Genomic DNA, 19,096 nt, shown 5'->3' on the forward strand with positions numbered 1-19,096 from the left:
ATCGGCGGTCGGCGGCGGCGGGGCGTCACGATGCGACCATTGGCACGGAAAGAACTCGCGACCGTGACTGCTGGGACCGATTCGACCGGGAAGGGCACGATGAACCCGCAGGCTGCCACCGGGCTGTGCGCGCGGCCCGCCCTCCGGCCGCAACCGGCGCGGAGTGCGCGGTGACAACGCCGCGCGGGGTACCGGCGGACCCGGGCCGGCAGACCCTTTTGCACGGCCCGCTGTTCTCCCGCCGCGCACCGTTGCGGCCCGATAACGCGGCCGCCCGGATCAGCGCCTACATCTACGGCAACGTCCTGGTTCTGACCGCCCTGGTACCGGTGGTCACCGCGCACAAGCACGTCGGAATCCTGGTGGTGCTGGGTACTGCCGCCTCGACCTTCGTCGCCCACAGCTTCGCCGAAACAGTGGGCGACACCGTACGCCGGCAACGCCCCGCGACCCGCAACGACCGGATTCGGGGATTACGCAACTCCGTGCCGATTCTCTCCTCGGCGGTACTGCCCTGCGGGATACTCGCGGCCGGCTGGCTGGGCTGGATCGACCCCCGGACCTCGCAAGTGCTCGCCGAGGTCGTCGTCCTGATCCGCATCGGGGGCATCGTGTTCGTGATCGGCCGGTTACGCGGCGAACGCCCGGGTCGCGCCTCGATCGTCACCGCCGTCCTACTGACCCTCGCGGCCACCACGGTTGTCGTCGTGAAAATTGCGCTCACCCACTGAATCGAGATCACCGCTGCTGCTGTCCGATCTGCTGTGGGCGCAGGCGGGCGGGTCGGTGCCGAAACCCCGGTCACGAAAAAACCGAAAATCCGTCGTAACATTTCCCACTCTTGTAGACATATGTGGTCGTAACCACAACTGTCCCACTCGGGACACTATGAAAGGAACAGTGTGAAACACAGAAGTTTCCGCACGTTCGCTGCCGCTGCCTCCATCGCCGCCGCCGGTCTCGGCGCGGCCGGCACCGCGGCCGCAGCCCCGCTGCCGCTGACCGAAGCGGCCCCGATCCAGGAAAGCGGAAGCGCCGAAGGTACCGGTTCCGCAGCTCTGCTTCCGGTTCTGCTGCCGCTGCTCATGAGCGGCTCGGCGGAGACACCGGCCGCCGCCCACACGTCCGATGAAGCAGGCACCGGGTCCGCGGCGACGCTGCTGCCGGCCCTGTTGCCGCTGCTGGCCAGCGGATCCGCCGCCGGCGGCGAGTAGTAACACCCCGTACACCCCTCCATGGACGATTTCGGCCCCGGGTCGCCGGCGCGGCCACTTCAGTGAGGGACGTACACCCCCCAAAATCTGCGCAGGCTCCGAACAACACTCCCGAGCCGCTGAACCCCGGATCGCTTCTCAGCGTCCGGGGTTCGGTCTGTCCGGCCGCGAGTCTCGGGCGTAGCCACTTCAGTAAGGGACGCACACCCCCAAATCTGCGCAGGCTTCGGACAACCCGTTTTCCAGCCGCTGCAACCGGTCGGTTTCCCTACCGTCCGGGTCGCCTGTCCGGTCCCTCGGCTATTGATTCAGCACCGGCGCCGGAGTCGCCTGCGTCGTGACGCCGGTACCGCTCACCGCCGCCGACCCGCCGAATGCGGCGACCTCGGCGCGTAACGCCCGCACCTCGCCGAGCAGCTGGGTGACGTCGGCGTCCGTGCGCTCGGCGGTCTTCTCGACCGCTTTCAGCTGATCGATGACCCAGCTCGTGGTGGTGCCGATGGCGAAACTGATCAGCCCGATCCCGAAGGTCATCAGCAGCAGCGCGACCAGCCGGCCTTCGGCGGTGACGGGATAGTAGTCGCCGTACCCCACCGTGGTCACCGAAACGACCGACCACCACAGCGCATCGCCGTAGGTCTTGATGTTGCTGTCGGTGGCGGTGCGTTCGGCGTCGAACACGGCCAGGCTGCACAGGAAGAGGATCAGCAGCGAACTGACCCCGACGAACACCGACAACCGCGCCCGGGTGAGCCGGACGCGGTTCAGCGTGTCCAGCACCAGCAGCCCGGCCCGGAGCAGGCGCAGCGGGCGGGCCGGCGGAAGGAGCACGATCAGCAGTTCGGCGAGATGGGTGCGCAGGAAATGCCGGCGGCGGGTGGAGAGCATGAGGCGGGCGAGATAGTCGCCCGCGAACAGGGCCCAGATGGTGATATCGGCGGCGGTGAGCCATCGATCGAGGACCGGTGAGGCGGCGGTATCGAGTACCTGCCAGGCGTAGGTGCCGAGGAAGACCAGTGCGAGAACCGCCATGGGCACGTTCGTCGCCCGTTCCCAGGCGAGCCGGCGGCTCTCCGGATCTGCGCTGTCGCGGGCCGGCGCGGCCGCGTCGAATCGGGACATGAACACTCCTGAACGACCTTGCCGGGCCTCGTTGCGGCCACCGTGCTGTCCGCACGCTACCCACCGTGCTGTCCGCACGCTACCGGATCCGGGCCCGTGGCCGGGGTCGCGCGGGATGCGGCTAGGCGTTCGCGGGCCCGGCCGCCGCCGGAATCGGTGTGCCGACGATCCATTCGTGGCCGAACGGGTCGCGCACCCGGCCCTGCCGGGCCCCGTACGGCCGGTCCGCGACCTCGAATACGATCTCACCGCCCGATTCGACCATCCGCCGGGCCAGCGCGTCGGGGTCACCGGCCACCACGGTGAGCAGCAGGCCGCGGCCACCCAGCCGGAGTGGGTCGTGGTCGAATTCGTCGGCGTCCTTCAGTTCGAAAACCGCGCCGCAGGGCAGGCCGAGCCGGGCGAAAACGACCCGCCCGTCCGCTTCGTCCCGCCGCCGGAGCACGGCGCCGAATACCTCGCCGTAGTAGCGGATTGCCGCGTCGGCGCCTTCGACGACCAGTTTCGGAGTGATCTGCTCGATGTTCATACAGGCGAGTATGGGTCGCCGTAGAAGCCGTCGGCTTGGAACTTTGTCGCCTGTGGCGGTCAGACCGCGGCGACCTTGCTGCGGAAATCACTCGGGCGCACGCCGCGGTGGCGTTTGAACGCGGCACTGAAACCGAACGCGTCCGCGTAGCCGACGGCCTTGGCCACCTGCGCGACCGTGAGGTCACGGTCGGCGAGCAGTTCCTCGGCCTCGTCCATCCGGCATTCGGTGAGGTAGGCGAGCGGGGATCGGCCCATGACCTCGGTGAAACGTTTGGCGAACAAGGCCCGCGACACCCCGGCGGCCGCCGCCAGCGAAGCCACCGTCCAGCCCGCGTCGGGACTGTTGTGCATCGCTTCCAGGGCCGGCCCGACCACCGGATCCGCCGGGCCGCGATACCAGCCCGGTGCGTCGGCCTCCTGCCCGTCGAACCAGTCGCGCAGGGTGCACACCAGACCCCAGTCGAGCAGACGGTCCATCAAGGCTTGGGCGCCGGCGGGCCGCGCGGTCGCGTCGGCGGCGACGCTTGCCATCCACGCGCACACCTCGGGATCGTCGGACACCACCAGCACGGGCGGCAGCGCGCGCAGCAGCCGTTCGTGGCGGCGGCCGGAGGTGCGGTAGGCGCCGACGATCAGCGAGGTCTCCCCGTCGGGGTCGTTGCCCCACCGGCCGCCGTCCAGGCGTGCGTCGCAGACCGGGTCGCCGGTGAAACAGGCGATCTCGTATTCGGTATGGGGCCGCCGGATCGAATCGGCCTGATCGGCGAGCAGGAATGGTCCGGTATCGCAGACGACCGCGGTATCGCCGACCCTGATCCGGCGCTCGGTGCCACCGGGCAGCAGGAGCGTTCCGCCACCGCGCAACACCGTGATCATGGTCAGCGGTGCGCGGTCGGCGAAGCGGATCGTCCACGGCGCCTCGAGCACCGCCTGGGTGAGGACGGCCCCTTCCGCCCGTATTCCATTCAGCAGCCTGCTCAGCGGGTCCACCTTCGCCAGCGTAGACGAATTCCTATCGAATGTGGATGTTCACCCATAGATCGTCCACGGGATCCGGGGTGGAATGAGATCACGCCCCACAACTGAACCTTTGGAGGAACTGTGCAGGACAACCCGGCCGCGACCACCCGCACCGCGCTGGTCGTCAGCGCCCATCACCGCACCGATTCGCTGACCGCCCATATGGCCGAGCTGGCCGGCCGCCGGCTGACGGCGGCCGGCTACCGGATCGACCGGCTCGATCTGCACGCCGAGGGATTCGACCCGCGCATGACCGTCGCCGACCAACCCGATTGGAACGACCGCGAGAAGGTCTACTCGCCGGAGGTCGAAGACCATATGCGGCGCATCCTCGCCGCCGATCTGATCGTCGCGGTGTTCCCGGTCTACTGGGTGCAGGTGCCGGCTCTCCTCAAGGGCTGGATCGACCGGGTGTGGAACTACGGTTTCGCCTACGGCCGCAGCAAGCCGCGGCTGGCCGGTAAACAGATGCTGTGGCTGGGCCTGGCGGGTGCGGCGGATGACGACGGCTACGTCGAAATCATGCAGCAGTCGCTGAACGCCCAGCTCAACGAGGGAATCGCCCTGTATTGCGGGCTCTCCCGTTCCCTGGTCGGGCTGTTGCCCGGGGCGGAGGAGAAGCCGCAGCGGGTCGATGCCGAGGGCAACCTGCTGCTCGACGCGGCCCTTACCGGCGCCGCTCGCGCCACCCACTACGAGGCGCTGGAGCGCCGCGCGATCGGCTTCGTGGACGAATTGCTGGCACCCGCCCGGGTAGCGGTCTGATGGAGTTCCGGGCTGGGCAGGCGTTCGGCCGACAACGCATCGAGTCCGGTGCCGCCAGGTCCTGGGGGCCGACAGCCGCCCGCCCCGGTGGGGCGCTTGCAGCCCCCAGGTAATTCGGCGGCGCCGTAACGGGTGTCACATAGACCGCGGAAATAGCCGGCCCGCCCTTGTGGTTGAACACCGGTGTCGGCGTCCGAACAGCCCCGGGCCGCACCCCTTTTGTCGCTACGAGCGACCACTCGCCGAGAGGCGCTTGTGGGACGTCGACCCTCCTTCGAACGCCGCCGAGCCATCTGCTCGGCGGCGTCTCGCATTCTCCGGGCGCGCCCACCCGCGGCGGATGCCGATCGCGGAGCCCACGGTGGAACCGGTGCCCCTCGACGCCGTCACCGGATCGGGCAGGTCATCGGTCTTCCGCACGCTCCGCGACCCGCGCTTCGATACCCGCGACGATGGTGTCCGCGACCAGCCGCGCGTGCCGGCGCACCGCCGACTTCCCGAGTGGGTCGGACGGGGACATCCTGGTCGCCAGCGGTAGCGCGGCGAAGGCCGCGGTTCCGCCGTGGGCGATGAGGAAATGCAGTGAGCGCAGATCGTCGCGGGTCAGGATCCTGCGCTGCAGCAGCGGTTTCAGGGGCTCGGCGAGCAGTACCGACATCGGCTGGATGTGCCGGTCGTAGAGGTAGGTCAGGCGGGGGCTTTCGATCGCGGCTTCCATACTGATCAACCGCACCACATCGGGATACTCGGCCTGGAGTTCGAGGAAGCGGACGATGCCGAGCCGGAATTCCTCGAGCGGGGACAGATCGGTGCGCCCGGGCCGGATCTTCAGCAGGGTGACCGCATTGTCGAAGATCCAGTCCGCCACCGCGTACCAGAGCGCCTCCTTCGATCCGAAGCGCTGGTGGATCAGGTTGTGGCTCACCCCGAGTTCCCGGTTCACGGCGGCTACCGAGGCGCCGGCGAAACCGTCCCGGGCGAAAACCCGCAGCGCGGCCGCGAGGATCTCGTCCACCGAGGCAGGTGTTTCCCCGGCCGGGGGCCGGCCCCGTCCTTTTCGCGACCCCCGCGGTTCCGGCGCGACCACAGCATCCATACCGGAGATTATATTGACTGCAATCAATTTTTCTGCGACTGTGAGCCCAGCCACTTCGTTCCGCGATGCGGCGGCTTCCGGGCGGTCCCGTGCTGCCCGCACCGACCTCCGGCGGAGCGCCCGACGAGGACTGGATACTGCTATGGAATCCTTTGTGCACCTGCGGAAAGGCACTACTCCCGACCGGCTGCACGCCGATCTCGACGGCCTCAAGGACGATGAACTGGGGCGCGGCGGTTTCACCGGACGCACCGCCCAGCTGTATCGGCGCAACGATCCGGTGAACTACACCGCGACCGGCCCGCTCGCCCCGGTGGATGTGCTCGCCGACGCACTGAAACCCACCGACTCGACCGATGCCGCCGGTTCCCCGCTGCTACTGTTCTCCAACGCCGACTGCCGGATCTCGCTGAGCCGCCGCGTTCAGGAGATGCCGTTCTTCGCCCGGTATGTCGACGGCGATCTGCTGTCGTTCGTGCACAAGGGTTCCGGGCTGCTGGAAACCGAATTCGGGCCGCTGCGCTACCGCGAGGGCGACTGGGTCTATATCCCGAAGGCGTGCACCTTCCGGCAGGTGCCCGACAGCGAGACGACCCTGCTCATGATCGAGGCGACCGAGGAGTTCCGCGTTCCGCCTGCGGGGCCATTGGGCCGCCATTTCCCGTTCGACCCGAATCGGCTGACGATCCCCGAGCCCGCGGCCATGGACGACGACGGGCGCGAGGCATACGAGGTGCGGCTGATCCATGACGGTGGCCCGACCTCGCTGTTCTACTCGCATCATCCGCTGGACGTGGTGGGCTGGCAGGGCGACAATTTCCCGTTCACCTTCAATATCGCCGACTACAACGTGATCCTCTCCGACACCGTGCACCTGCCTGCCACCGTGCACCTGTTCATGCAGGCCACCGGCGTGTACGTGATGAACTTCCTGCCCAAACGCGCCGAATCCGCACCGGGCACCGAAACCATTCCCTGGTATCACCGCAATGCCGACTACGACGAGATCGCGTTCTTCCACGGCGGCGAGATGTACGGCGTGCCGATGCCGCCCGGACTGATCTCGCACGCACCACAGGGTGTGCACCACGGTGCCCCGGAGAAGATGCGGGAACGGGCGCGGCGTAAGCGCGACGAGATCACCCGGATCGGCTGGACCACCATCGCCGTCGATACCCGCCGCCGGCTCGTCCCCTCCCCCGAGGTGCTGGCGAACAACCTCGGGGCGCACTGAAAAGCCGCCCGACTCCCCCGCCGATATCCGCGGCCCAGGGTCCCGGCGCACGGTCGCCGCGCGCCGCCCCGGAGCGACAGCGCGACGGACACCGGAAATACCCGCTTCGAAAGACAAAGGCAGGCAACTCATGACCCACCATGTCGAACGCATCCCGTATGTCGTCGCCTACGCGAACACCTCCGGCACCCGCGACGCCTACGGCGGCCTCACCGAGATGGTCACGCTCGATTCGATACTGGTGAAGCCGGCCGATCTGGATTCGGAGACGGTGCTGGTGCTCATGCATCCCGTCTCCAGCGGCACCTACCTGCCCATCGTCACCGCGCTCGCCAAGGCCGGGCACCACATCATCGTGTGCAACAGCCGCTACCGGGGTGCCGACGCCGCGCTGCTCATGGAGAAAGTGGTGCAGGACCTCGGTGAATGTATCCGGGACGCGAAAAAGCGCCTCGGCTACCGGAAGGTGGTACTGGCGGGCTGGAGCGGCGGCGGCTCGCTGTCGGTGTACTACCAGCAACAAGCCCAGCATCCGACCGTGACCGCGAGCCCCTCCGGCGACGGCCCGGACCTCACCGAACTCGATCTGCCACCCGTCGACGGCATCCTGCTGATGGCCGCGCACATCAGCCGCCATCACACCCTCACCGAATGCCTCGACCCGTCGATCCTCGACGAATCCGATCCCACCCGCCGCGATCCCGAACTCGACCTCTACAACCCGGACAACCCCCACCAGCCGCCCTACAGCCCCGAATTCGTGGCCCGCTACCGGCAGGCTCAGCTCGACCGGAACCGGCGGATCACCGCCTGGGTCAAGGAGAAACTGGCCACCATCCAGACCTCCGGCCGCCCGCAGGACGAATTCTGTTTCGTCGTGCACGGCACCATGGCCGATCCCACCGTGCTCGACCCGGCACTCGACCCCAACGACCGTGAGCCGGGCGAGTCCTATCTCGGTGAACCGCAGGAGGTGAACATGGGTGCGTTCGGCCTGGCCCGGTTCACCACCCTGCGCAGCTGGCTGTCGCAGTGGAGTATCGACGACGCCCGCGGCGACGCGGTGGCCTGCGGCCCGGATATCACGGTGCCCACGCTGGTGCTCTACAACGCGGCCGACAATGTCTGCACGCCCTCGCACGCCCACCGCATCTACGAGGCGCTGGGCTGCGCGGACAAGGAACTGCACGAGATCCCCGGCGCCAACCACTACTACCTGGGCCCCGATCAGCGCGAACCACTCGCGAAAGCCATCGGGCTGGTCGACGGGTGGCTGCGGGCACGCGACCTCGGCCCCACAGCATGAGCGGGTCAGGGCCGGAGGCGGCAGCGCAGCGTCACCACGCAGGCCCCCGCTCATGCCGGATGGACACGGCGTGAACCAGCCGGGTGATAATTCTGCGATGGACTCCGCGACCGGCGCATTGGACGGTATCCGCGTACTCGAGATCGGCACCCTGATCTCCGGGCCCTTCGCCGGGCGGCTACTCGGCGATATGGGTGCCGAGGTGATCAAACTCGAACCGCCGGATGCCCCGGACCCGCTACGCACGTGGGGTCAGGCCGAACTCGACGGTCACCATTTCTTCTGGACCGTGCACGCGCGCAACAAGAAGGCCGTCACCCTGAATCTGCGCGAGGACGCGGGCCGCGACCTTTTCCTGGAGCTTGCGGAGAAATCCGACATCATCGTGGAGAACTTGCGGCCGGGCACGCTCGAACGGTGGGGTCTGGGGTACGACGTGCTGCGCGAACGCAACCGCGGCATCATCCTGGTGCGGGTCTCCGGGTACGGGCAGACCGGCCCGGACGCGCAGAAAGCCGGATACGCCTCGGTCGCCGAGGCCGCCAGCGGGTTGCGCCATATGAACGGTTTCCCCGGTGGTCCACCGCCGCGGCTGGCGCTGTCGCTCGGTGACAGCCTGGCCGGGATGTTCGCCGCGCAGGGTGCGCTGGCCGCGCTGTACCGGCGGACGGTCACCGGGGAGGGGCAGATCGTCGACGCCGCCCTCACCGAAGCCTGCCTGGCCGTGCAGGAGTCGACGATCCCTGACTACGACGTCGGCGGTGTGGTCCGCGGGCCCTCCGGCACCCGGCTGGAAGGGATCGCGCCGTCGAATATCTATCGGACCGCCGACGGCAGCTGGGTGGTGATCGCCGCGAACCAGGACACGGTTTTCCGCCGCTTGTGCACGGCCATGGGCCGGGCGGAACTGGCCACCGACGAACGGTTCGCGAATCATCTCGCGCGGGGTCGTAACCAGGACGAACTCGACAAGATCATCGGGGACTGGGCGGCGCAGCGGCAGCCGGGCGAGATCATCGCGCTGCTGAACGAAGCGGGGGTGATCAGCGGTCCGATCAACACGGTCGCCGAAGTGGTCACCGACCCGCAGCTCAACGCCCGCGGCATGATCGCCGACCACTACGACGAACGCATCCGGCGAAATGTCAAGGGCCCCGGCGTTATTCCGGTGCTCTCGGAAACACCGGGCACCATCCGCAACGCGGGGTCGGCACGACCCGGGCAGCACAACGGCGACGTCTATACCGGCCTGCTGGGCAAGTCCGCCGACGAACTGGAATCGTTGCGCGCGCAGGGAATAATCTGAAGTATCGGCTGCTCATCGCGACCCGGATCGACTACCCGCCGAACGCTGCCGACGTGCGGCGGGCCGAGTGCTCACACGTTCATGATTCGCCGGCCGAACCCACCGGCAGCCGCACCAGCCGGCCACTCTGCTCCCACGGCCGCTCGCAGGGGTCGGTATCGGTGGTGTGGTCGGCGGTGGGAACCGCTGCACGTTCGACGAAGAACTCTGCGGTGACACCGGCGACCTTGGCTGCACACCGCCGAGCGTCCTGCCGAAATTCGTTGCGCTGAGCCATACTGGCGTTCGGGCACGGAAACCGAGGCCGCACGATCCGGAGGGGATGACATGTCGATCGGAGTTACCGGTGTTCGTCTCGGGCACTGGTCGGATACCGAAGGCGAGACCGGTTGTACCGTGCTCGTCTTCCCGGAGAACACAGTCGCCGCCGCCGAGGTACGCGGCGGCGCGCCCGCCAGCCGGGAACTGGATGCCCTCTCCCCGGACAAAACCGTGGCATCGGTCGATGCCGTCCTGCTCACCGGCGGGTCGGCGTTCGGCCTCGCCGCGGCCGACGGTGTGATGCGCTACCTCGAGGAAGCCGGCCGCGGCGTACCGACCCCGGGCGGGCGCGTACCGATCGTGCCCGCACTGGCACTGTTCGACCTCGGGGCCGGCGACAACACCGCGCGCCCGGCCGCCGAACACGGATACGCGGCCGCCCGGGCGAGCACGGGCGAACAGGTGACCAACGGCCGGATCGGCGCGGGCACAGGCGCCTACACCTCGCACTGGCGCGGTCGGCAGCTACGCCGTCCCGGCGGAATCGCCTATGCGCAACGGGAACTGGGCGATCTGGTGGTCGGCGCCCTATGCGTTGTGAACGCATTCGGCGATATCGACGACGGAACCTCCGATATCGCCTTGGACGCCGTGGCCGCGCTCGCGCAACCCTTCGAATTCGCCGAAGCCCGCACACACACCACCATCGGCGTGGTCGTCACCAACGCCCGGCTGGACAAGATGGGCTGCTATATCGCCGCCCAAGGCGCCCACGACGGACTGTCCCGCGCGCTGACACCGCCGCATACCCGGTTCGACGGAGACGGATTCATCGCCGCCGCCACCGGCGAAGTCGAAGCCGATATCGACACCGTCCGCTTGATGGCCCTCGCCTCGGTGACCGCGGCCATCCGCTCCCTGGCTCCATAACCGGGCAGTACACCCGGGCCACGCGGCCGGTCCCCGCTCAGAGCAGGGCGGTGCGGGGCGGTTTCAGGCCGATGGTGGTGGCGCCGGCGAGTTCGCGGGTGGTGTCGTAGTCGAAGATCACGTGACCGCTCAGCACATCCACGTCACGTTTCAGACGTTGTAGCGGGTGATCGGTGAAGTGGACGCTCGCGCCGGAGGCGTGCAGGAGGTCGGCGATGATCGCGCGGGATTCGCGCACGATATGGGCGGCGGCGAGGCGGGCCTGGGCGCGCACCGGGATCCGGACGGGAATGCCGGCGTCGAGGAGTGCTTCGATTTCGGCGACGGTGTCGTCGCGCAGCCCGCGGAGGGCGCGTAACCGCACCTGCGCGTGACCCAGATGCGCTTGGGCCATGGGTTTGTCCTGCTGGCGGGTACCGCCTTCGTAGAGGATCCGGCCTTCGAGGCGGTCGGCGTAGAGGTCGGTGGCTCGTTCGGCGGCGCCGAGAGCGGGCATGGCGGCGGCCAGGGCGAGGGCCGGGACCAAGGGCCAGCGGTAGGTGGTGGCGTCGTGCAGGGCGGCGCCGGGGGCGGTGCCGCTGTTGATATCGGCGGAGCGGACCAGGCGGTGGCCGGGGACCTGCGCGTTGCGGATCACCACATCGTTGGAGCCGGTGGCACGCATTCCTTCGGTGTGCCAGACGTCGTCGACGGTGATATCGGTGGCGGGGAGCAGTGCGAGCGCCGGGTAGAGGCCGTCGTCGGGTCCGCACAGGGCGCCGACCATGATCCAGTTCGCGTCCATCACGCCGGTGGCCCAGGACCAGCGGCCGGACAAGGTGATACCGCCACCCTCGGCGGGAAGCCCACGGCCGGTGGGCGCGAGCGGGGCGGGACACAGGAACGGGCCGCCGCCGTAGGCCTCGGCCTGCGCCTGTTCGGGGAACAGGGCGAGCAGCCAATTGTGCAGAGTGTAGAAGCCCAGGGTCCATGCGCTGGAGACGCAGCCGTGCGCCATGTGGCGGATGGGGTCGAGGATTTCCGGGAATTTCTCCTCGCGGCCGCCGAAGCGTTTCGGCACCAGATATCCGAAGAAACCGGAGGCGATCGCGTCGGCGAGGGTCCGGTCCGGAAGTCGGCGCAATTGCTCTGCGGCTCGGGCTCTTTCGGCGAGGGCGTCGACGAAGTTCTGGGTTATTCCGGGCGCGCTGTCCGGCTCGGCCGCAACCATGGTCGCGACCGTAACATACCCAAAAGTATGGAGGAGGCCGCTTGCGGAATCCGGTAATCCGGCCGACATACCGCGGCAAATACTGGCATTTACTGGACTTCCCTGGAATTGCGTCCTAGATTCTCCCCCATGCCCACCGCGGAGGCGCTCGAACAGCGCATAGCCGAGCTACGCACCCAGGTGCGCCGGGCCGCGGGCTCCGGTGACCGGACCGCGGCGCGCCGGCTGCGCGCCGAATTGCGGGCCGCCGAAGCGGAATGGGACGCGGCCGTTCTCGGCAGCCCGGAACCGGCCGAACCACCCCGGCAGCTCTCGGGCGCGGTCCCGGTCCGCGAACATGTGCATCGGGCGCTGACGCTGCTGTCGGTACCCGCCGCCCCGAAGCTCGTTCTCGCGGTACACGAAGCGTTCTTCTCGGGTGAACTCGTGGCGGCCCGGCTCACCAGTTTGCGCCGGGACGAGGAGCGGTCGTTCCGCGCGGCGCCGTACGCCCGCCCGTACTACGTCTGCGCGGCCCTGACCACCGATCTGCTGGCCCCCGCCCGGGGTCTGCTGGCGGTGAGCACCTGGCCACTCGCGCACCGTATGGTCGGGCCGTTGAGTCCGCGGGTGGATCTGCTCACCGCCGCGACCCGGCTGGCCCGGTACCTGGCCGATCACGGCAGTACGCCGGCGGGGCAGCGGGTGTTGTGGCAGCTGGCGGTCTCCATCCCGGGTGCGACCGACGGGCCGTCGATCGACCCGGAGGTGGTGCTGGCGGCCGCGGAACGCGAACTCGAGGTGCACAGAGACGACGACACACAGCAGCGGGCCGCCGCCGCGCGGCGGGCAGAGCGGCAACTGGCGGATCCCGCGGCGCAATTGTTCGGGACGCGGCTCACCGTGGCCGAACGGCGAAGGAACGAGGCCTGAGATGACGCTGGCGCAGAAAACCCTCACCACCCGCCTGGACGAGCTGCGCGGTGCCGCACCGGCCAGCCGGCACAATGCCCGCACCATCGCGGCGCTCACCGCCAACCCCGGCTGTGCGCGGCGGGCGCTGCTCGACGCCGCGGCGGTGGACAAAACCGTGATCGCGCGGGAACTCGGGTTCCCGCCGCAGTTCGGTCAGTCACCGTTCGCGATCACCCGTGGTAATACCTTCGAGGCCATGGTGAAGGCACACGGCTGCGCCGAACTGCTGCGGCTGCTGCGCGAGGAACTCGGGCTGAGCATTCCCGAGGTCGGCTACCACGACCTGGCGACCGTCGGCGACAACGCCACCAATTCCGTGCGCTACCAGCGCACCAAACAGCTCCTCGGCCAGGCGCTGAGCTCCGGGCAGGGCACCCTGTTCGACCACCCGATGCTGCGCCTGGAGATCGCCGGGGCCACCGCCTATCTGGAACCCGATGTGGTGGCGTTGCAGATCGGCGGCAAGTTCTACGTGGTGGAGATCAAATCGTTCGCCATCGTCGACGGCCAGGCCGATCCCGCGCAGGTAGCCTCGGCGGCACGGCAGTCGGCGGTCTATGTGCTCGCGATGCGGGAGTTGCTCCGCGAACTCGGGCACGGCCCCGACGAAGTGGCGCACGAGTCGATCCTGGTGGCCGCACGGGATTTCACGAACCGGCCGGTCGCGGCGAAACTGGATCTGCGTAAACAGCTCGCGGTGATCGGGCGGCAGTTGTCGCGGCTCACGTCCATCGATTCCCTGCTGGACCTGGTTCCCCCGGGCGCCTCGTTCACCCCGGGTGAGGGATTACAGGATGCCATCGCGGCGATTCCGTCGCGGTACGCACCGGAATGTATGTCCAGCTGCGAGCTGGCGTTCGCCTGCCGTTCGGAGGCCCGGGCGCAGGGGTCGGTGGATACGCTGGGGCGAGGGGTCTGCGACGATCTCGGCGGTATCGACAACCTCGACACCGTGCTCGCGCTGGCCGAGGGCACCCTGGAGCCCGGCCCGGAGCATGCCGATATCGCAGAAATGCTGCGCCGCGCGCAGATGCTGCGGCTCGAGGTCGCGCGATGAGCGGGACGGAATCGATGGCAGTAGCCCAACCGGCCCACGGAGGATCACCGCTCATCGCGCCGGGGCGCACCCTCAGCGAGCCGCGCCCGGAGGCGGTAGCCCAGCGTGACCAGGCAGGGCCCCCGCTCATGCACGATGTACGCGGCAGGAACACACCAGGATCGGTGGCGGCATGAGCGTGCTCGGCGCGCTGGCGAAGGCGACCGCGGCGCGGACCGGCCGCGCCGAACCCATTGCCGCCCGGCGGCACTACCATCTCGCCGGCCGTCCGCTGGTGCTGGTCCCGCTGCGGCTCGCCGGTGAGGCCGCGGCGCCGCTGGCGGTGATGCTGGGTTCGGCGCCGGAGGATTCGACGGTGCTGATCGTGGCCCAGCCCCGCGACCGGGTCCTGCGTCTGCGTTTCATCGAACAACTGGCCGACCGGGTGCTGCCCTACATTTCGTCGTTCTGCGAAGACGCCGAGGAACTGACGGTCAAATCGACCGGCGAAACCTATCTGCGCTACCTGGACGCCCCACAGCTGCTGCTGCCCAATCTCGGCGGCATCCAGTTCCTCCGGCTGCTGGGCCGTTCGGTGCGGTTCCATCGCACCGAGGGCGAGAATGCCGTCCCGGAATCGCTGCCGCTGCTGGGGCGCTGGCTCACCTGGTTCGGCGACCGGTCGGATTTCCCGGGGTCCAGTGTGTGCCTGGCGATGACCTCGGTGCTCACCGCGCATTGGGCGTCGGGCCAGTCCGCGCTCGAGGACGCGAATCTCGCGGCCCTGCTCGGCTGGATCGACCCACCGCCCGGGCTCACCGGGGCGCAGGCCGCCGCCCTCGCCGAGGACCCGCTCGCCTCGCCGCCCGCCGGCCCGGCCACCGACCCCGGTTTCGACAACGAGGAACTGGCCCCGCTCATCGCCGCCTATGACAGCGCTGCCCACGAATGGGCGAAAGTCATTGCCGCCGAACGCCTCGAGCAGGCGCTGCGCGGTCAGCTGGAACCCACCTGGCGGCTGATGTGGCGGGCGGTGGAACTGCTGCGGGAGCTGCCCGAAGGCGCGAGTGTGGAGAAACGCTGGACCGACGACCGGTCGGCGTTCTCCTGGTTCGTCGCGGATATCCCCGAGGGCTATCCGCAGGCCCGCCGCGATTCCGCGGTCTCGGCGACCCGGCGGCTGCTCAAACAGGAACAAGCCCTCGACACCTTCCAAGCGCAGCGGGCGTTCGACGATCCGCGGGTACTGATCGAATACCGGCTCGTCGGCGAGGCGTTCCAGGGCACCGTGACCGACTGTGAGCCCGAGCGGCGGGCGAAACCGAAATCCCGCGAGGTCCCGCGACCCTATATCTGGGTGCATACGACCGACCCCTTCCGCGGTCGTGTCGGCGAAACCCTGTTCCGGATCGACCGGCCCGCGCAGAAAGCCGAAGTGGTCGCCGTCGACGAGGCTGTCGTACAACTGGAACTGGTGAGCGGGATGGGCCAGGGAAAGAACCCGGCCGCCGGCAGCGTGCCCGAGGAAGGCGACCCGATCGGTTTCGCCCGCTTCTCCCCCAGCGGTTTCGGCGGTCCGCCCGCCAAACTCCCGCCCCGCGAGGAGACACCGTGGACGCACGGCGGTCCCCCGCCCGATCCGGCGGCCGAACACCAGGAGGAATGGTCGTGAGCGAGCGGCAGCGAGTGAACCGTCAATGCAGCGCACCAGTGCGTACGACGGCGCCGGGCGCCGGCGAGGCGCAGTCGTGAGCACTGCCGACGCGGTGATCGGCGCGATCCTCACCGATCTCGACAACACCGCGCACCGGGCCCTGGTGGTGGATTCCCCGCCGGGCGCCGGGAAATCGACCCTGGTGGTGCGCGCGGCCCGGCAGCTGGCCGCCGCCGACGACGAGCAGCGGATGATCGTCGCGCAGACCAACGAACAGGTCGACGACCTCATCGACCGGCTCGCCACCGCCGACCCCGAACTGCGGATCGGCCGTCTCTCCGCGGGCGACTACCGCCCCAGCGCCCGCATCGACCGGGAGAACGTGGACGTGGCCAATCGGCCCGCGGATCTGGAGCGCTGCGCGATCGTGATCGGCACGGCCGCGAAATGGGCCACCCTGGACGAAGGACGCTGGCCGTACGCGATCGTCGACGAGGCCTACCAGATGCGCTCGGATATGTTGCTGCGCATCGCGAATCGTTTCGAACGCGGCCTCTTCGTCGGCGACCCCGGCCAGCTCGACCCCTTCGCCACCGTCGACTCGGACCGCTGGGCGGGCCTGTCCTGGGATCCGACCATGAGCGCGGTCGCGGTGATGCTCAACCACAACGACGGTATCCCCGTGCACACGCTGCCGGTGTCCTGGCGGCTACCGCCCTCCGCGGCGTCGGTGGTGTCGGCCGCGTTCTACCCGTTCGCCCCGTTCGAAGCCGGGACCCGGCCGGAACAGCGGCGGCTGGAATTCACCACGCGCGGCTTGCGTGGACCGGTGGACGATGTCCTCGACGAGGCCGCCGCCCACGGCTGGGCCTACTACGAGTTACCCGCCCGGCACACCCTGCGCACCGACGGCGAGGCGGTGGCGGCCATCGCCGACCTCACCTGCCGGCTGCTGGAACGCGGCGGAGTCGCCCACTCCGAACAAGGCACCCGCACTATCGACGCCACCCGCATCGCGGTCGGCACCGCGCACCGCGATCAGGCACAGGCCGTGCGCGACGCGCTGGCCGGCACGCTCGCCGCGGAGGTCACGGTCGACACCGCCAACCGGTTGCAGGGCCGCGAATACGATGTCACGGTCATCCTGCACCCGCTGTCGGGCCGCCGCGACGCCGGCGCGTTCCACCTGGAGGCCGGACGGCTGTGTGTGCTGGCGTCGCGGCACCGGCACGCCTGTATCGTCGTCGGCCGCCGCGGAATCGACGAACTACTCGACGCGCACCCCTCCGCGGAACCGGTCTACCTCGGTGTGCCGGTGAAGTTCCCGGACGGCTGGGAAGCCAATCAGGCCGTACTCAGCCGCCTCGCCGAACACCGCATTGCCGCCGCGGTCCCGAATAATTGAGCGGCACCCGGCACACCCGGTCGCCGGAGACCGCCACCGCGGGTCACAGGGGCAGCGGACGAATCCAGAAGCCGGCCGGATACACAACCGTCGAGGTATTGGCGACGGTCACACTGCCGACCCAGTACCCCTCGGTCACCTGTGGTGTGAGCGCCAGCCCGAGCGGCGACGCCCCGAAGGTCAGATAACTCTCGTTCGGGCCGTGCGGGGTCTGCCGGCCGGCGAAACGCTGCCCGCCGCAGACCAGCTCGACCGAGACTCTGTCCTCGAAGGCGAGAACGTGGCAGTTCTGCAGCGGCGTCCCGGAGAAGGTGGTCGGAATGGGACCCTGCGGCGGCGTGATGACCAGATACTCGCCCGGCGGCACCACATTCCGCGGAATCCAGGGTTCGTCGGCTCCCGCCGCGGCGGGAGCGCCGCAGAGCGCGGCCGCGATCATGGCGAAACAAGCTGTGACAGAGCGGATTCGCATATGCGACTATCTCCTGACCAGTAGTCCGACAAGACGCACTTCACCGGTGCCCGCGTTTCGGTCCCGCTTGCTGCGGTGCGCTCGGCCGGTCGAACGCGAACAACCCGGGACAATACGCCGGCCGTCCCTACACCGTAGGCGCAGCGGCGAGCATCCGTCGATACGGCCACTGGTCGCGGCTCCGATCACTCGCCGCCCTGCCCGCGGTTGCGCTCCGATTGCCAGTTGTACCGGCGCAAGGCACCATGGCGGGCATGCGAGTCGTCATCGAGCTTCGCCCTTCCCCCGAACTACTCTCCGCCGCAACCGGTTCAGCGAGCGATATCGCCGCCGCCGATCTCACCGGCGAGTTGCCCGGCTTCAGCCTCGATTCCGGGTACTCCCCGGTCGCCCTGCCGCCGGGCACCCGCGAGGTCAGCGATACATCGCAGCAGGATGCCGGAACCTATCTGGTGCGCGGCGAGATTCCCGACGGCGATCAGGCCGCGCGGCAAGCATTGACCGGCGCGCCCGGAGTGACCGGTGTTTTCGCGGACCCGGTGATCGAACCGGTGCTCACCTGCGGTGACGACGGCGCGGTGGGTGACTGGAAGAAGGTCGCCGAACTGCTCGGTCGCGACCGGCTCGCCGCCGAGGGGTTGACCGGTGAGGGGGTGGCGGTGGCCGTTCTCGATACCGGAATCAACGCGGCGAAGGTACGGGAAGTCAGTGGTACCGCGATCGCCATCGACGCGGCGCGCAGCTGGAATCCAGCCGGGGTCAGCGGGAAAGCCGGCGAATTCGACGTCGATCACGGCACCATGTGCGCCTTCGACGCGCTCATCGCGGCGCCCCGGGCGACCTTCCTCGATATTCCGTTGCTGCAGAGTTCCCGGTCCGGGGGCAGCCAGATGGACGGGCTGCTCTCCGACGCGCTCGCCGCCTTCGCGCATCTGCGCACCGTGCTCACCCAGCAGCCCGCGGACCGCCGCTCGCTGGTGATCAGCAACAGCTGGGGTGCGTTCTCACCACAATGGGATTTCCCGGTCGGCGATCCCGGCAACTATTCGGACAACCCCGGCCACCCGTTCAATGTCATCGTCGGTTCCCTGGACGCGGCGGGCGCCGATATCCTGTTCGCCGCCGGTAACTGCGGACGCGACTGCCCGGACGGCCGTTGCGCTTATCCCGACCGGCCCATCACCGGCGCCAATTCGCATCCGAACGCGCTGTCGGTGGCCGGAGTCGATACCGGCGGGCAGCGGGTCGGCTATTCGTCGCAAGGTCCGGGACGCCTGGCCGAACGCAAACCCGATATCAGCTCCTACACCCATTTCCTGGGTTCCACGGCGTTCGGCGCCGATGCCCCCGATACCGGCACCTCTGCCGCCTGCCCGGTGCTGGCCGGGGTGATCGCGGCGTTCCGCACCCGGTGGCCGGCCACTCAGGTGCCGCCGGCACGGTTGCGGGAACTGCTGCTGAACAGTGCCACCGACCGGGCCGGTGCGGGATACGACCACGATTACGGGCACGGCATCGTCGCGCCGCAGGCATTGCTCGCGGAACTGCGCGAGGTGGCCGTCCGCGCGTAGCCTTGGGGG

Annotated in this window: 19 protein-coding genes; 12 read left to right on the plus strand and 7 right to left on the minus strand. The window is 69.0% G+C overall.

What is annotated here, in order from left to right; translation table 11 throughout:
* Positions 1-170 precede the first annotated feature (170 nt).
* Together ACQEVO_RS21375 and ACQEVO_RS21380 are read left to right on the plus strand one after the other, a co-directional pair.
* The gene (locus ACQEVO_RS21375; RefSeq protein WP_432915879.1) at positions 171-731 is read left to right on the plus strand and encodes a hypothetical protein; all 561 of its coding nucleotides are present in this window, start codon (positions 171-173) and stop codon (positions 729-731) included.
* Between the two features lie 171 nt (positions 732-902).
* Entirely contained in the window at positions 903-1,214 is a 312-nt protein-coding gene (locus tag ACQEVO_RS21380; RefSeq protein WP_432915881.1) for a hypothetical protein, read from the plus strand.
* Between the two features lie 300 nt (positions 1,215-1,514).
* On the opposite strand, the gene ACQEVO_RS21385 is transcribed toward ACQEVO_RS21380, so the two are convergent.
* The 3 genes from ACQEVO_RS21385 to ACQEVO_RS21395 all read right to left on the minus strand — a co-directional run bounded on the left by ACQEVO_RS21385 (position 1,515) and on the right by ACQEVO_RS21395 (position 3,857).
* Entirely contained in the window at positions 1,515-2,336 is an 822-nt protein-coding gene (locus ACQEVO_RS21385) for a potassium channel family protein (protein ID WP_432915883.1), read from the minus strand.
* A 121-nt stretch (positions 2,337-2,457) separates the two neighbouring features.
* Positions 2,458-2,865, minus strand: coding sequence for a VOC family protein (locus tag ACQEVO_RS21390; RefSeq protein WP_432915885.1), 408 nt, complete (start codon positions 2,863-2,865; stop codon positions 2,458-2,460).
* A gap of 59 nt (positions 2,866-2,924) precedes the next feature.
* Complete coding sequence (locus tag ACQEVO_RS21395; RefSeq protein ID WP_432915887.1) at positions 2,925-3,857, minus strand: AraC family transcriptional regulator; 933 nt, start codon at positions 3,855-3,857, stop codon at positions 2,925-2,927.
* A gap of 111 nt (positions 3,858-3,968) precedes the next feature.
* Between ACQEVO_RS21395 and ACQEVO_RS21400 the strand changes: the two genes are divergently transcribed.
* Positions 3,969-4,652, plus strand: a complete 684-nt coding sequence (locus ACQEVO_RS21400; RefSeq protein ID WP_432915889.1) for an NAD(P)H oxidoreductase — start codon at positions 3,969-3,971, stop codon at positions 4,650-4,652.
* 403 nt (positions 4,653-5,055) lie between these two features.
* On the opposite strand, the gene ACQEVO_RS21405 is transcribed toward ACQEVO_RS21400, so the two are convergent.
* Positions 5,056-5,748: a TetR/AcrR family transcriptional regulator gene (locus ACQEVO_RS21405; protein WP_432915891.1), complete on the minus strand. Its 693-nt coding sequence runs from the start codon at positions 5,746-5,748 to the stop codon at positions 5,056-5,058.
* Positions 5,749-5,890: 142 nt separating this feature from the next.
* Between ACQEVO_RS21405 and ACQEVO_RS21410 the strand changes: the two genes are divergently transcribed.
* The 3 genes from ACQEVO_RS21410 to ACQEVO_RS21420 all read left to right on the plus strand — a co-directional run bounded on the left by ACQEVO_RS21410 (position 5,891) and on the right by ACQEVO_RS21420 (position 9,594).
* A complete protein-coding gene (locus tag ACQEVO_RS21410; RefSeq protein ID WP_432915893.1) occupies positions 5,891-6,982 on the plus strand; it encodes a homogentisate 1,2-dioxygenase in 1,092 nt (363 codons plus the stop codon).
* 130 nt (positions 6,983-7,112) lie between these two features.
* Positions 7,113-8,288 carry a serine aminopeptidase domain-containing protein gene (locus ACQEVO_RS21415; RefSeq protein WP_432915895.1) on the plus strand — a complete coding sequence of 392 codons (1,176 nt, stop codon included), beginning with the start codon at positions 7,113-7,115 and terminating at the stop codon, positions 8,286-8,288.
* A 97-nt stretch (positions 8,289-8,385) separates the two neighbouring features.
* Positions 8,386-9,594, plus strand: coding sequence for a CaiB/BaiF CoA transferase family protein (locus ACQEVO_RS21420; RefSeq protein ID WP_432915897.1), 1,209 nt, complete (start codon positions 8,386-8,388; stop codon positions 9,592-9,594).
* Positions 9,595-9,673: 79 nt separating this feature from the next.
* Here ACQEVO_RS21420 and ACQEVO_RS21425 read toward each other — a convergent pair whose 3' ends face one another.
* The gene (locus ACQEVO_RS21425; protein ID WP_432915899.1) at positions 9,674-9,871 is read right to left on the minus strand and encodes a hypothetical protein; all 198 of its coding nucleotides are present in this window, start codon (positions 9,869-9,871) and stop codon (positions 9,674-9,676) included.
* A 50-nt stretch (positions 9,872-9,921) separates the two neighbouring features.
* Here ACQEVO_RS21425 and ACQEVO_RS21430 point away from each other — a divergent pair, with 50 nt between their 5' ends.
* Positions 9,922-10,785: a P1 family peptidase gene (locus ACQEVO_RS21430; protein WP_432915901.1), complete on the plus strand. Its 864-nt coding sequence runs from the start codon at positions 9,922-9,924 to the stop codon at positions 10,783-10,785.
* A gap of 37 nt (positions 10,786-10,822) precedes the next feature.
* Here ACQEVO_RS21430 and ACQEVO_RS21435 read toward each other — a convergent pair whose 3' ends face one another.
* Positions 10,823-11,995, minus strand: a complete 1,173-nt coding sequence (locus tag ACQEVO_RS21435) for an acyl-CoA dehydrogenase (protein WP_432915903.1) — start codon at positions 11,993-11,995, stop codon at positions 10,823-10,825.
* 129 nt (positions 11,996-12,124) lie between these two features.
* Between ACQEVO_RS21435 and ACQEVO_RS21440 the strand changes: the two genes are divergently transcribed.
* The 4 genes from ACQEVO_RS21440 (at position 12,125) to ACQEVO_RS21455 (ending at position 17,044) form a co-directional block, all read left to right on the plus strand.
* On the plus strand, positions 12,125-12,907 hold the full coding sequence (locus ACQEVO_RS21440; protein WP_432915905.1) for a hypothetical protein: 783 nt from the start codon (positions 12,125-12,127) through the stop codon (positions 12,905-12,907).
* A 1-nt stretch (position 12,908) separates the two neighbouring features.
* Positions 12,909-14,006 (plus strand): hypothetical protein, encoded by a 1,098-nt coding sequence (locus ACQEVO_RS21445; protein ID WP_432915907.1) that lies wholly within the window; start codon positions 12,909-12,911, stop codon positions 14,004-14,006.
* 172 nt (positions 14,007-14,178) lie between these two features.
* Positions 14,179-15,657 carry a hypothetical protein gene (locus tag ACQEVO_RS21450; RefSeq protein ID WP_432915909.1) on the plus strand — a complete coding sequence of 493 codons (1,479 nt, stop codon included), beginning with the start codon at positions 14,179-14,181 and terminating at the stop codon, positions 15,655-15,657.
* Positions 15,658-15,733: 76 nt separating this feature from the next.
* Positions 15,734-17,044 (plus strand): AAA domain-containing protein, encoded by a 1,311-nt coding sequence (locus tag ACQEVO_RS21455; RefSeq protein ID WP_432915911.1) that lies wholly within the window; start codon positions 15,734-15,736, stop codon positions 17,042-17,044.
* 43 nt (positions 17,045-17,087) lie between these two features.
* On the opposite strand, the gene ACQEVO_RS21460 is transcribed toward ACQEVO_RS21455, so the two are convergent.
* Entirely contained in the window at positions 17,088-17,516 is a 429-nt protein-coding gene (locus tag ACQEVO_RS21460; protein WP_432915913.1) for a hypothetical protein, read from the minus strand.
* A gap of 254 nt (positions 17,517-17,770) precedes the next feature.
* On the opposite strand from ACQEVO_RS21460, the gene ACQEVO_RS21465 reads away from it, so the two are divergent.
* Positions 17,771-19,087 carry a S8 family peptidase gene (locus ACQEVO_RS21465; protein ID WP_432915915.1) on the plus strand — a complete coding sequence of 439 codons (1,317 nt, stop codon included), beginning with the start codon at positions 17,771-17,773 and terminating at the stop codon, positions 19,085-19,087.
* Positions 19,088-19,096: the final 9 nt, after the last annotated feature.

Origin of the sequence: Nocardia sp. CA-290969 (assembly GCF_050936135.1) — a bacterium.
In the GTDB taxonomy this organism is placed as follows: Bacteria; Actinomycetota; Actinomycetes; order Mycobacteriales; family Mycobacteriaceae; genus Nocardia.